This window comes from Sutcliffiella horikoshii (assembly GCF_021991925.1).
In the GTDB taxonomy this organism is placed as follows: Bacteria; Bacillota; Bacilli; order Bacillales; family Bacillaceae_I; genus Sutcliffiella_A; species Sutcliffiella_A horikoshii_F.
Window position 1 is genome coordinate 309200 of record NZ_RXZI01000002.1, and the last position, 14857, is coordinate 324056.

The window sequence follows — 14857 nt, forward strand, 5'->3', positions numbered from 1 at the left end:
TGATACTGGTTGAAACGGTCTTTTAGAAAGCTTATTCATGTTTTTGTAGTAGTAACATTAGTTTTATCATTATTTAGTCCCGCAATTGCAAAAGCAGAAACAGTTACACAAGAACCACCCAAAACGTTTGTGTCCATAACAAACGCAGTAGAAAAGGAAGAAGGCATAGAGATATCTTTCCAGACTTCTACAATAACTGAAATCGCACCAGAATCTTTCATGCTAGAAAAAAATGGGGTGGAACAAAGCATTTCGCCTGTATTAATAGCTGAGGATATAGGGGAAGAATTCACGAACCGTACTTATACATATCTTGACTCCTCCCCGCATTTAGATGTAGATACGATTATCTATGCGTTAAGTGTAATGAAAAATGAAGAAATCATAATGAGTAAACCTTTTACTTTACCATTGATTTCTAAAGAAACAACTGCTGATGCCTCCTCTGAAGATGAGCTAGTGACGGAAGAGGCTACCAAAACTGAAGCAGAAACTGAAACCGAGAATGAAATAGAACCTCAGACTTCACCAAACAGTGTAGAAAATAGCACAGAAACAGACCAGCAATTAAATGAAGAAGAAAGCACTGTGGAAAATACAGAGTCATCAATCGATGATGAAGAAGTAGTTACAGTTCCCGATCCAAATTTAAAAAACGCGCTTAAAGACTATTTGGGCCTTTCACGTGATGAAATTTACAAAAGTGATATGGAATCTTTAACTGTTTTTAGTGCAGTTGATCGGGATATTAAAGACTTACAAGGATTAGAGTGGGCTATTAATCTAGAAGAGTTAAGTATTTTTTATAATCAAATTACTGACGTAAGTCCTTTGGAAGGTTTAACTAAACTGAAATATTTGGATATAGAAGTAAATAACATCCAAGATATCACTCCATTATCAAACCTAACTAATCTGGAAACACTTTGGATTAGCAGTAACCCAATTGAAAGTATTAAAAGCTTAGAAACTTTGAAAAGCCTTGACACGCTTTATATACATAATACTCCAGTAAATAGTATTGAGGTATTATTACAGTTGGACGCGTTAAGTAACGTGACTTTATACAATATGATTAACTTGGATATAAGTAAAGGTTCCGTTTCCAAGATGATAATTAACGAACTAGTGAATAAGGGTGTATCGGTTGAGCTTGGTGAGCAAGGTGAATATATTTGGATTTACACGGATCGAGTAACCGACTCTAGCATCATCATTTCATATGAGTATTCCGGACAAGAAACGGTAGAAGCGTATCAAATTTATCTTGATGGAAAATTGATATCGACTACGAAGGAAACTTCATTTATCTTTTCAGATTTGACTCCAGAAACAGGATATGAAATTACTGTAACAGCGTTAGATTCCGAAGAAGAAGAAATAGTGAGCAGTACTTCGTTCGAGGAAACTAGAATGACGCCAACAGGAGCGGAAATCAAATTTAGGGATTCTGCTTTAGAGCAAGCTGTAAAAGACCATCTTGGTATCACAGATAGACCTGTCGTAACATCTGATATGAACTATTTATGGTACTTGGATGCAAGTCATCTAAATATTGTTAATCTTGCTGGTTTGGAACAGGCAAACAACCTTCAAGAACTTAATCTAGTAGGTAATAATATTGTGGATTTGTCTCCGTTACAAGACTTGAAAAATGTAATGCATCTTTACCTAAGAGATAACAATATAGAGGATATTTCCTCTCTAAGTGATAAAAATATTTCTTGGTTAGATATAAGTGGCAACCCAATTCTGGATATTTCGCCACTTTTAAGCATGCAGAATCTTTACTATGTTAATGTAGCGGATCTACATGAACTGACTTTTGCAGAAAATTCACTGGAATTGTCGGTAGTATTAGAATTGCGTGATAGAGGGGTAGAAGTTAATACAGAAACCCACTATGAATCCAATCTTGATGTATGGGCGCACGTTACTGATAATACAATAACATTACAATGGGATTATTACGGAAACAAGGACCTTGTTCACTATTATGAAATTTATATGAATGGGCAAATAGTAGAAACAACAGGGGATAACAGCTTATTCATTGATAATCTTGAAGCTGATACAGAATATGAGATTCAGATAATTGCTTATAACGAAGAAGGAAATGAATTAGATTATATCTACATTAACTGTTGGACAGCAATGCCGCCGAGCGGTGAATTAGTGATTTTTGAGGATCCAAATCTTGAAGAAGTAGTAAGAGCTGAACTAAGAGTTATTAACCGGGATATCTACGAATCCGATATGGAGAATCTTGAATACCTTAATATCTATGACCAAGGTATTAGTTCCCTTGTTGGACTAGAAAAAGCTATTAATTTACGTTATCTTGGAGCGGGCTATAATTCGATAGAAGATATCACACCATTAAGTAATTTAAGCAACTTATATGATGTATCTTTGTATTCCAATTATATAAAAGATATCCGTCCATTATTAAGTATGCCGAATCTTGGCTATGTGGATATTGATGATAATCCAATTGATTATTACAAAGGAAGCCAATCCTATGATGTAATAGAAGAATTGGAGAGAAATGGCGTAGTTGTCTATTATGCAGATCAGGATACCTATAAGCCAATAGATATTAAATTGTATCAGAAGCATGAAAGTGCTATCTATTTTGAATGGTGGTACAACAGTAGCATGTTGGATCACTATAAATTATATGTTGATGAAGAATTTGTAGCCCAGCGTGAAAGCTATTACTCTGGTTGGTTTGACTTAGAGAATCTTCAACCTGAAACGGAGTATGTCTTTACTGTAAAAGCATTTGATTCCAAAGGCGAATTGTTGACGGAAGGTACCTATCATGTGACGACAGATTCCATTCCATCAGGGGAGATTGTGCAGATAGGGGATGCTAATCTCCATCAGGCAATAAAAAATCACTTAATGGTGCATCATCGCGAACTGTATGTAAGTGATATGAACAAAATAAAAGAGTTATGGGCAGCTTATTACGAAATTGAAAATCTAAATGGGATTGAGCTTGCAAGCAATATGGAGTCATTAGATTTAGTAGCCAATCTCATTAATGACCTTACCCCATTAAGCAAGCTGGAAAACCTTAAAGATTTGTATTTGAATCAAAATCCGATCGACGACATAGAAGCATTAGAAAATCACAAGTTAACGCTTGTAAATCTAAGCTTATCGTATACGGATATTTCAAACATCGATGTCCTTCTAACCCTTGAGAACTTACAATGGGTGTCATTAATTAACACCTATAACCTCGACATATCCGAAGGAAGTCAAGCGTGGAATGTCATTCAGGAATTAAAAAATAGAGGTGTTTACGTAGACTATGGAACGTATGATGAATTCTGGTTGGACCTCTACCTTGAAGTAGTAACCAACAATTCTATCCGTTTCAGCTGGGATGTGAGCGGTAATCTGGAAGCGGCTCGTTATAACATCTATGTGAACGGTGAATTGTATGACTCTGTCTCAGGCCAAACCTCTTATCTTTTAGAGGGGCTGACAGAGGGAGAAGAATATGAAATTGAAGTGGAAGCCTTGGATGAGGAGTCTAATTATCTTGATTCCGACAGGATATGGGTCGTGCCTTATTATGACGGGGGCGAGGGAGAAGGAGACCTGGTCGAAATCCAAGATCCTAATTTAGAGGAGAAGATCCGTTCGGTCCTGAACATCTACCATAGAGACCTGACAACAGGGGATATGGCAGAGGTTGAAATGCTACATGCTGGACACCTCGGGATTCAATCATTAGAAGGATTGCAACATGCGGTAAATCTTGCATATTTGGATGTTCGATACAATGAAATTACCGATGTCACTCCCTTAAAAGATTTAACCTCATTAATTAGCTTAGAATTATGGGGGAATAGCAGTATTACGGATATTTCTGCTTTGGAGAACTTGACCAATCTAACCTATTTGGATTTAGACGACACTGCAGTGGAAGATATTCGTCCGCTAAAAGAAATGGACGATCTTGAAATACTTTATATGTCTAATACATCAGTAACGGACATTTCTGTACTACTTGAGTTAGACTCCTTAAGATCAGTGTATATGTCTGGAATACCTGCAGATTTTAAGGAAGGCTCAAAGGCATATGATGTAGTCGTACTATTGCAAGAGAATGGTGTCCACGTGTACTATGACCACCAAGAAGAACATCGAAGTTTTACGGTGGTTCCTTATCTTATCACACATGATTCCATTGCCCTGGAATGGTGGGCAACAAATGTGGACCCGGATGAGATTGAAAGCATTGAACTAGCGGTTAACTTTGGAGAACCAATGGTATTTGGACCAAGCCAGTCCTCTTACGTACTGGAAGGACTCGAAGCAGATACCCATTATTCTGTTGATGTAACGTGGCACACAACGGACGGATCATACATGGTTTCCCTAGAGTTATGGACACAAGTGGAGCCAACAGAGCCTACTTTCTGGATGGACCTCTTCACAGAAGAAGTAACAGCAGATTCCATCAGCCTTTACTGGGATATCTATGGGGATCTAAGTGTGGATAGATATGAAATCCTTGTGGATGGTGACTATGCTGGCACTACATTGGATAATCATTACTATATAGATGGCTTGATATCTGGCATAGAATACGAAATCCAGGTAATTGCTTACGATAACAATGGAAATGTCCTTGATTCTTCTACTATCTATGTCACTCCATTCGGAAATGATGATGGAGAAGGAGAAGGAGATCCCATTACGATTGAAGATGAAAATCTAGAGCAGGCCATTAGAGATGTTCTAGGAATTCACCAGAGAGACCTTACCACGGGAGATATGTTAGGCTTGGAATATTTGAATGCTCCTGGTTATAACATTACAAGCCTTGAGGGTATGCAATACGCCAGCAATTTAATACATCTAAACGTTGCACATAACAATATTACAGACATCACGCAACTGAAAGACCTAACAAAACTAACAAACTTGACTCTCTGGAACAATAAAATATCGGATATATCCAGCCTGGAAAACATGACAAATCTAACCTACCTGGATCTTGATACAAATAATATCAGTGATATCACTCCTATGGAGAATATGTTAGGCTTGGAAATCTTATGGCTTAAAGACAATCCAATTACAGAAATATCGTTGTTAGTCAAATTCGAATCTTTGCAAAACCTTTACATGACAGGCATCTCTGTAGATTTCTCAGAAGGGACAGAAGGTTACCGAGTGGTGAAGACCCTTCTAGAAAGAGGAGTAAATGTTCACTATGATAATGATGGGGAACTAACCGAGTTTCATGCATATCTTCCACAAGTTACAGATAGTGAAATAGCACTTGAATGGTGGACAAACTTGGATGCGGAGCACATTGACCGTTTCGAAGTGAAAGTGGACAATGACGAACCACATATCGTATCAAGTGAGGCAAGCGAGTATCGTTTGACCGGCCTTCAATCTGGCACTACGTATCAGGTGGAAATCAGCATGTTCACAACGAATGGAGCACAGTATATCAGCTATCTGGAAGTAACAACTTTGCAGCCTGCTGGTAGCTATAATGATGTAAAATTTGTTGCAAAAGATAGCGAGTCGTTAACGGGAATTCAAGGGCTTTACTACTCCATAACAGGAATAGATGCCAATACGGCAAATGAATTCCGTTACGGATACACCAATCCAAACGGAACCTTACGCGATTACAATAACCCATCAGGAATCCTGTCTTTACCTGTGGGGACATATGAAGTGATCCTTTACGGTCACCGTGATTATGTAGAAGAAATCTTTGAAATTACCATCAAAAAAGACACAGACTACGTCACAAAACCAATCGAATTGCAACTAGAAAAGATTCAAGTGGAAACAGCTGATGTAGAAGTGAAAGTAACGGATCAAGCAGGAAATCCGATTACAAAGCTAGAATACATCTCCTTTTACAGCAGTAAGATGGTCAGTCAGTTCGGATATCAGTATGGTTATTACACGGACTGGGGCTTAACTAGCAAGGACGGAGTGTATTCTTTAGGCAGCCTTGCAATAAGTGATGACTATAATTTAAATCTGCAAGCAACCAATTATAAAATCCATGATCAGTACAAGATCACCCTTGTAGGAGGAGCCAACACGCTTGAAGTGGAGCTTTCCGAAGGGGCAAAAGTAACAGCTAAGATTGTCGACGGTAATAATAACCCGTTACTCGGTGCGTCTTATTATGCATATGGAAACACATCTTATGCTTATGGACAAACAAAGTCTGAAGGAGATTTGACACTAGCTGGAATCTCCGTGGAAAATATGACACTTGATATCAGTATGCCTGGTTATCAAACGAAGCAACTATCCATCAAAGCGGAAGATTTTGAGGGAGAAACGCTAAATCTTGGTAACATCATCATGACCCCAGAACAATATGTACATGGGAAAGTATTGAATGAAAAAGGGGAACCGGTTCGTCAAGCATATGTCTACCTTTACGAAGAAAACGCAAGGTGGAGCTCCTACTGGTCTCGTACAGATGCGAATGGCTACTTTAAAGTGAGAAATGTCGAAGCTGGCAAAAGCTATACTTTGAAGACAGAAGCGTATAATCAGCCGCAAGCGGTAAAAGAAGTAACCGCATCAACAGAAGAGTACACCATCATCTTGGAAAAACCGGCAACAGGAAGCTTTGTTGCTGAAGGAAACGGCATCTCAACCAACAAGCAAACAGTAACAGCAGGCTCTCAAGTGGAATATCGTATCAATTACAAAAACAATGGCAACGCTGCTGTGCAAAACGTTGAAATTGACTTCACTTTACCAGAAGGAGTATCGCTGATTGAGGAATCCATCCTTCCAAGTGATAGAGAAGGTTCTAGCATCAACAAAACGACTGTCACAGTGGCAGAAGTGGGACCAGGTAAAGCTGGTACAGTATCCTTTAAAGCAACTGTGGACGCAAACTTCCAAGCAGGAAGCTTTGTTACAACTGCTGGAATCACTGCTGGAGTGGACAGAACAACCCTATCAACAACCACAAACGTATACTTTGTTACTCTTTCTGCACCAGAAGCCACCGCTTCCTCGACTGTAAAAGTATATGGAGCGGCCAAGGCTGGATCAGAAGTGGAAATTTACGATGGCAATACCCTTATCGGCAAAACAACCGCACAAGGACGCTGGTGGTATGCGGACGTACAGCTACGTACAGAAGCTGGCGTAGATAGTGAACATACCCTGACAGCAAGAGTGAAAAATGGCGAGCAAACAGCTTATTCTAGTCCTGTTAAGGTGAAATATATCCCGGCCATCCCGGCAGTGACCGATGTGACCATCGATGCAGGCTGGAACCAGGATATCAAGCTGAATCCTTACACAGGTGTGGCAACCTTCGCCATAGTCGAATTCACACCGATTGATGTGGAAATCGCTTTTGATATGGATATCGAAGAAGGTAAAATCCTCTTCCTTGGGGAGGAATATCCACTTGAAAAGTCCGGAGATGTTTACAAAACACACATCGAAGGGACATGGAGCTCCTATGGTGAACAAATGTTTGAGTTGGAATATAAAGTGGGCGAAAATACAATCCGCCTGCCATTGATGGAAGTCATCGTTCTTATTGACCCATCTGGTTATGTATTCGAGGGCAGCATGGACTACCGCCTGCCGGGAGTGACAGCAGAGGTATTTGAACGCGACAAGCAAAATGATCAACTATGGAAACCTTGGAACGCTGCATTCTTCGGCGGCCAGGTTAATCCACAAATTACAGATGAAGACGGCCGCTACGGCTGGGATGTTCCAGAAGGATTCTGGATGGTAGAATGGACAAAAGAAGGATATGAAACATACCAAAGTCGAATTGTCGAAGTACCACCTGCAGAGACAGAACTGAATGTTCCGATGGTCCGCAACTATGATCCTGTACTTGAAGCGATTACCACGGGAGGTTCCACCCAAGACGTCGAACTTGATAGCAGCGTGACCGTGGAATTCGACCGACTCATGAACCAAGCAAACATTCAAGACTTCATTAAAGTATACAAAACTGAGGACAATTCCGAAGTGGAAGGCGCCTTCACGTTAGAAGGCTACAATGGATATCGTGAAACAGCCCCTAACTCCGGATATTTTGAAGAAGATGAAAGCATCAAGCTTTCCAAGATCTTTGTATGGACACCTACAAATAACTTAGAAGCTGAAACAGAATATCGCGTGGAAGTATCCGGTCTTCTGTCAGACTATGCCGGCAAACAGCTAGGAGATGCACAAACCTATCTGTTTGAAACGGTAGCAGCTGAAGAGGAGCCAGGTGATGGAAACGAAGAGCCAGGTGATGGAAACGAAGAGCCAGGTGATGGAAACGAAGAGCCAGGTGATGGAAACGAAGAGCCAGGTGATGGAAACGAAGAGCCAGGTGATGGAAACGAAGAGCCAGGTGATAGAAACGAAGAACCAGGCGATGGAAACGAAGAACCAGGCGATGGAAACGAAGAACCAGGCGATGGAAACGAAGAACCAGGCGACGGAAACGAAGAGCCAGGTGACGGAAACGAAGAACCGGGTGACGGAAACGAAGAACCGGGTGACGGAAACGAAGAGCCAGGCGACAACAACGAACAACCAGGAAACACTCCTGGCAAACAACCATCCGACAAGGACAAAACTCCTGCAAAAGATAAAGATAAAAATAAAGGTGACAAAAACGTGAAAAAGGAAGAAAAGAAAGAGCAAAAAGGCTCCAAACTTCCTAACACCGCAACACCGTTATACAATTATCTTATCCTCGGAGCAATCCTGACAGCAGCAGGCGGGATCTTCCTGCTTGCAAACAGAAGAAGAAAAGCCTAACCAAAACGAGAGGGGAACACTACCCGTTCCCCCCTCATTAAAAAAAGGAGAAACACAAAACCATGACAAAAAAACTAACAAACCTACTACTAATAAGCGCCCTCACCCTAACACTAGCAGCATGCTCCAACAACGCAAACAAAACGGACGCCAAAGCTGAAACCCAAACAGAAACAACCCAAACAACCGAAGAACTACAAGCCCAAATCAAAGAACTAAAAATCGAAAACAGCAAACTCAAAACCGAAAACGCCAAACTCCTAAAAAAAATGGAACACCAAACCAAACAAACCCAAAAATCCACCACCAACAACTAACCGAAAAGAAAAGGGGGGGCTAGGGTCTGACCCCCAAAAAAGAACCCACTCATTACTCAAAACCCCCTTGCGGGGGTCTGACCCACCATTCAAACTCCCCATCCACCCCCACCCTTAGCACCAAAAACCTAGTCCTTTCATCTTAAATGCCTATGTGGGCCCCTTAAAAGTTACAAATTCTCCTCGAAGGGTATAGTGAAAAGTAACTATTCAAATCCGGAGGTGTCCCAAAATGATCAAACAGCTAATCATAAAGTGGCACACATTCAGAGCAAACTATCACGAGATCCTCATAAATGACTGTTTAGACGAAACAATGAAACTAAGCCTCACTAAAAAACTCGATTATCATAAACAACAACTACAAAAACACTACCAAATAAGCGCCTAACAGGGTGCTTTATTTCTTTCTCTCGAATTATTCACAAAATTACATATATCGACAATTCGAAATATATACTATAATAGAAAGTAGATAAATATGTACGTTACCAAATACAAGAGGTGAACCCAATTATGTTACGTGGATTCCACACAGCAACAGCCGGTATGATTTCGCAGCAGCGCCGTATGGAAATGCTGTCTAACAATCTGTCCAATGCCAACACACCGGGCTACAAAGCCGACCAGTCATCCTTACGGGCTTTCCCTGAACTACTACTGAAAAAAATGGACCAGGGAAACATCCCGATATCTAAACCAATTTCATTCTCCCAAAACCAAACAATCGGGACTCTACATACAGGCGTCTACCTGCAAGAAACGGCACCAAATCATACCCAAGGCGATATGCGCCCAACAGGCAACCAAACAGACCTTGCCATACTCAACCAAACCCTTCCTGAAGGAGCGGCCATCTTTTTCACTGTGGAGAACCAAGACGGCACTCCAAGATACACAAGGAACGGAAACTTCAACATTGACCAGCAAGGCTACCTGACCACCAACAATGGCCTTTATGTCCTTGATGAAAATAATACAAGGATCCAACTGCAGTCCGACACATTCGAACTCCAGCAGGATGGAACCATCATTGAAAACGGCGTCATCAATACACGTATCGGAATTGCGCTTGCACCTAACGCCAATGACCTTACACGTGACAATAACGGCTTGTATAGACTCCAAAACGGCCAAGCGCTCCCAAGCGCCGTCAATAATCCAGGCATAGCATTCCAAGTGCTCCAAGGCCATATTGAACGCTCCAATGTCGACACGGCTCAGACGATGGCAGACATGACTGCCGCTTTCCGTGCTTTCGAGGCAAACCAGAAGATAATCCAGGCATACGACATGAGCATGCAAAAAGCGGCCAACGAAATCGGACGGATCAACTAACCTAAAATAGAAAGGAGGAACCCATAACCATGAGCAGAATCATGCTAAACGCAACCAATACGATGAATCAGCTGCAAAGACAATTGGACACCATCGGCCACAATATCGCCAATGTTGATACCATAGGATATAAAAACAGACAATCCACATTCCAGGAATTACTTGTGCGACAAAGCAACAACCAGACACTGAACCAATACGACTCCGTCAGGAACACACCACTGGGCATCCGTATGTCCTCAGGTGCGGGCCTTGCCCAAACAAAGCTAAACCTGACACAAGGCGCTTTGAAAAACACGGATCGTATGCTAGACTTTGCACTAGCAAAAGAGGATCAATTCTTCACCGTTCAAGTGACCGAAAACGGACAGACAAGTACACAATTCACGAGAAATGGTGTATTCTATTTATCACCAATCAACAACAACGAAGTGATGCTTGTGACAGCTGAGGGACACCCTGTTCTTGACAGTAACGAACAACCGATCGTCTTGCCGGAAAACGTGAAGGATATCAAGCTTCAATCAGAAGGCATCATCCTAGCGGAATTAAATAATGGACAAGCAATCGCACGAGAGCTCGGAATGGCCCAGGTCATCCGTCCACAGATGCTCGAAGCAAGACCAGGTTCCCTATTTGCTCTTCCTCCAGTGGAAATTGCCAACCCACAAGATGTGGTCGGTTTCATCCAAGGAGCCGCACGTCAGGACATTAATTTAAGGCAAGGGATGCTTGAGCAATCCAATGTGGACCTGGCATCTGAGATGACCGAAATGACGCTCATGCAGCGCTCATACCAATTTAACGCACGATCTGTCCAGTTCGCCGACCAGATGATGGGGCTTGTGAACGGATTGAAATCTTAAATATAACTTTAGCCTAAGAGGAGGTTGCGCAATGGAACAAAAAGAACCAAAAAAGAGCTTAACAAGGGAAGAATTGCGCAAAGCTCAAAAAAATAAAGCAAAACAGCAAGAGGAACTAGCGGCATCTGAAGAGCAAGAGAAGCCGAAAAAGCTTAAATGGCGAATCCGTCTGATTCCTATATGGTTACGTGTCATCATCATCCTTGCCGTAATGGCTGTGGCAATTATCGCAGGGGCGATGTTTGGGTACGGTGTTCTAGGTGGGGGAGATCCAATGGATGTGCTCAACAAGGAAACATGGCAGCATATTCTCGACCTTGTTAACAAAGAATAAGGGAGTCCACAAAGGGCTTCCTATTTTTTATGCCTTCCTATATAATTGGAAGTAACTATTAGTAGGAGGTCACAAAAACATGCTTGATATTAACGAAATCAAAGAAATCATTCCACATAGATATCCATTCCTTTTGGTCGACAGAATCATCGAAATCGAAGAAGGCCAGCGTGCCATCGGCCTGAAAAACGTTACTGCCAACGAAGAATTCTTCAATGGACACTTCCCACAGTTCCCGGTCATGCCTGGGGTCCTGATTGTGGAAGCACTTGCTCAAGTCGGAGCGGTAGCGATGCTGAAAAAAGAAGAAAATAAAGGACGCCTGGCTTTCTTCACAGGAATTGACAACTGCAGATTCAAAAGGCAAGTAGTACCTGGGGACCAGCTTCGCCTTGAAGTCGAAATGACTAGGGTGCGTGGCAGCATTGGTAAGGGCAAGGGAACGGCGACGGTAGACGGTCAACTTGTCTGCGAATTGGAAATGATGTTTGCTTTAGGTCAAAAGCAATAAAATAAAAAAATGCAAAAAAACATGCAAACTTTCTCGAAAGTTGGGGAATATAAAAAGGGACCACGCAAAATGAGTAAAACAGGTCTTGAAATTCCATATACGAAAGGAGAAGGTTTAATATGAACAGCAAATGGTTAATTAAATTATCTGGTACAGCTTTAGCGGCAATGTTAATTACAGGATGTGCAGCAAACAATCAGGATGTTCCTCCGCCAGAAGAAAACCCACCAATGGAAGAACCTGCAGATCCTGAAATGGAAGAAGATCAAAACATGGAAGAAGACATGGAACAAGATGACGAGAACATGGAAGAGGAAGAAGATCAACAGTAATCTCTTTCATAAAGCGGGGACAGTGTATGCTGTCCCTTTTAATGTGGTTTACAACCCCTTGGGAGTTGTAGTGATGCAAGTTTACCTCTTATAATCCCACAAAATTCTCCACTCCCCATCTTCCCTTACCACATAAACATATTGCACAAAAACAAAATGACCATACTTCCCATGATAGTCCTGCTTCACTTCAAATTCATAAACAGAACTAAAAGTCTCTCCCTCTTTCTCCATCCTCCAATTCTTTCTCTCCTTTGCACCTGATATATCAAAGGTAAAAGTATCCGCTCCAAAGTGTCCATTAAACACATGAGCACGATCCTGAACATAAGCACCGCGTCCAAACTTTGCCTGCATATCCGTATGTAGCAATTCCCAAGAGCGGCCGAAATCTGCGATGCTTTCGTATTCATAGAACTCATGAACTATATTCCTTGCTTTTCTTTCTGATCCCATGAAAATGGAAGAGAATATATAGACCAAAATGACTGTAAGTGTAAGACCGATTAATATTACCAATACGGGATTGCCTCTTCGTCTCCGCATAAAAAATCTCCCCTATGTTCGTCCACTAGATATAACATTTATATGCAGAAAGTTCCAACTTATTATCCATTCGACAAACTTCAGCCCTCATTCGACAAAAACCGATTTAATTGTAAAAAATTACTCGAAAATAAATAGCGCTTTCAAGGAATTGCCTCTTTTATTACAGAGAATTTACAATTAATATGTAGATATGTATTCCAATCTAAACTATAATAGTTTCTGTATGACAGAAATTGAAAATATATGTAGAATCATAAAACTTTACCAACTATCATTCGGAGGTCGTCATGGAAGAAACTATTAGTCTTAAAGAACTATTTCAAACCATAAAGAAACGCCTATGGCTCATCGTACTCTTAACCGTCCTAGCAACTACAGTCAGCGGAGTCGTGAGCTATTTCTTATTAACGCCAATCTATCAATCTTCCACTCAATTATTGGTAAATCAGGCGAAAAATGATCAAGGCACCGTAGATGTCAACCAAATACGTTCTAACGTGGAAATTATCAGTACATACAATGTCATCATCAAAAGTCCTGCAATTCTGGATAAAGTGAGCGAAGAGCTTAATGGACAAGAAACATTTTCAACGTTGAATTCAATCATAACAGTTGGTCCAGAAGGTAATTCACAAGTTCTAAAAATAACGGTTGAACATCAAGACCCAGTGATGGCAGCTAATATTGCCAACACCACCGCAGAAGTGTTCCAAAGTGAAGTGACCACACTGATGAACGTTGATAATGTAACCATCTTATCGTCAGCACAAATAGGGGAAAACCCTTCTCCCATTAAACCGCAACCAGTCCTGAATATGGCAATTGCCTTTGTAATAGGGTTGATGGCTGGAGTGGGCCTTGCATTTCTGCTAGAGTTCCTTGATAACACCATTAAGAACGAGCAAGATGTAGAAAAGTTGCTTGAATTACCGGTTTTGGGTTCCATTACGGTTATTGAGGACAAGGACATCCAGCAAGCGATCAGGCAACAAAGGCAAGCGAAAACGAGAACAAGGGGTGAGACGGTTGGCTCTTAAAAAAAATAAGTTAATGAATAACGCAAAAGGGACGACTAGCCGCCACTTGATCTCTGATAAATTACCGAAATCACCTATCTCTGAACAATATAGAACCATCCGAACCAATATTCAATTTTCTTCAGTCGATAACGATCTTAGATCCATCATGATTACGTCGACAGGTCCGTCTGAAGGGAAGTCTACAACAGCGAGCAACCTGGCAGTAGTGAATGCACAACAAGGGAAGAATGTGTTGTTCGTGGATGCGGATTTAAGAAAACCGACCGCCCATTATACGTTTCAGCAGGATAACTTCAAAGGGCTGACGACCGTATTGACCAAACAGTCAACACTGAGGGAAACCGTGGCACCTACAAAAATCGCCAACCTGGATATCCTGACAAGTGGGCCGATTCCGCCAAACCCCGCAGAGTTACTGAGCTCGAGAATGATGGAGGAGTTGCTTGCCGAAGCCTACCACGACTATGATCTTGTGATTTTTGACACGCCGCCTGTACTTGCCGTGACGGATGCGCAGATATTGGCCAATCAATGCGATGGGACCGTACTTGTCGTGGCAAGTGGATCGACAGACAAGGATAGTGCCGTAAAAGCAAAAGATTTATTGAGCTCCGCCAAGGCAAAGCTGCTTGGTGTTGTATTAAACATGAAAAAACAAAAAGATAGCCAGTACTATTACTATTACGGTGGAAAATAAGGGGATGTTTCATCCTCCTCTTTTTCAACCAAATAGCGTGACTATATTACTATAATCTTTACAATTAA

10 protein-coding genes are annotated in these 14857 nt (G+C 41.3%); 9 read left to right on the forward strand and 1 reads right to left on the reverse strand.

Going from position 1 to position 14857, the window contains the following annotated elements; all coding sequences use genetic code 11:
- Positions 1-9: 9 nt before the first annotated feature.
- From EKQ44_RS06910 to EKQ44_RS06940, 7 genes are all read left to right on the forward strand, one after another.
- Entirely contained in the window at positions 10-8805 is an 8796-nt protein-coding gene (locus tag EKQ44_RS06910) for a leucine-rich repeat domain-containing protein (protein WP_237662824.1), read from the forward strand.
- Between the two features lie 62 nt (positions 8806-8867).
- Positions 8868-9122 (forward strand): hypothetical protein, encoded by a 255-nt coding sequence (locus tag EKQ44_RS06915; RefSeq protein ID WP_237662825.1) that lies wholly within the window; start codon positions 8868-8870, stop codon positions 9120-9122.
- A 516-nt stretch (positions 9123-9638) separates the two neighbouring features.
- Positions 9639-10460, forward strand: coding sequence for a flagellar hook-basal body protein (locus EKQ44_RS06920; RefSeq protein ID WP_237662826.1), 822 nt, complete (start codon positions 9639-9641; stop codon positions 10458-10460).
- Between the two features lie 29 nt (positions 10461-10489).
- Positions 10490-11326: a flagellar hook-basal body protein gene (locus EKQ44_RS06925; protein WP_237662827.1), complete on the forward strand. Its 837-nt coding sequence runs from the start codon at positions 10490-10492 to the stop codon at positions 11324-11326.
- Between the two features lie 31 nt (positions 11327-11357).
- Entirely contained in the window at positions 11358-11660 is a 303-nt protein-coding gene (locus EKQ44_RS06930) for a DNA-directed RNA polymerase subunit beta (RefSeq protein ID WP_237662828.1), read from the forward strand.
- A 79-nt stretch (positions 11661-11739) separates the two neighbouring features.
- Positions 11740-12171, forward strand: coding sequence for a 3-hydroxyacyl-ACP dehydratase FabZ (gene fabZ / locus EKQ44_RS06935; protein WP_237662829.1), 432 nt, complete (start codon positions 11740-11742; stop codon positions 12169-12171).
- Positions 12172-12290: 119 nt separating this feature from the next.
- Positions 12291-12503 carry a hypothetical protein gene (locus tag EKQ44_RS06940; RefSeq protein ID WP_237662830.1) on the forward strand — a complete coding sequence of 71 codons (213 nt, stop codon included), beginning with the start codon at positions 12291-12293 and terminating at the stop codon, positions 12501-12503.
- 81 nt (positions 12504-12584) lie between these two features.
- Here the strand turns inward: EKQ44_RS06940 and EKQ44_RS06945 are convergent, their stop codons facing one another.
- Positions 12585-13049, reverse strand: coding sequence for a hypothetical protein (locus EKQ44_RS06945; protein WP_237662831.1), 465 nt, complete (start codon positions 13047-13049; stop codon positions 12585-12587).
- Positions 13050-13339: 290 nt separating this feature from the next.
- On the opposite strand from EKQ44_RS06945, the gene EKQ44_RS06950 reads away from it, so the two are divergent.
- A complete protein-coding gene (locus tag EKQ44_RS06950) occupies positions 13340-14089 on the forward strand; it encodes a YveK family protein (protein WP_237662832.1) in 750 nt (249 codons plus the stop codon).
- Positions 14079-14789 carry a CpsD/CapB family tyrosine-protein kinase gene (locus tag EKQ44_RS06955; RefSeq protein WP_269151578.1) on the forward strand — a complete coding sequence of 237 codons (711 nt, stop codon included), beginning with the start codon at positions 14079-14081 and terminating at the stop codon, positions 14787-14789. Before EKQ44_RS06950 ends, EKQ44_RS06955 begins: the two co-directional genes overlap by 11 nt.
- The last annotated feature ends 68 nt before the right edge of the window (positions 14790-14857 follow it).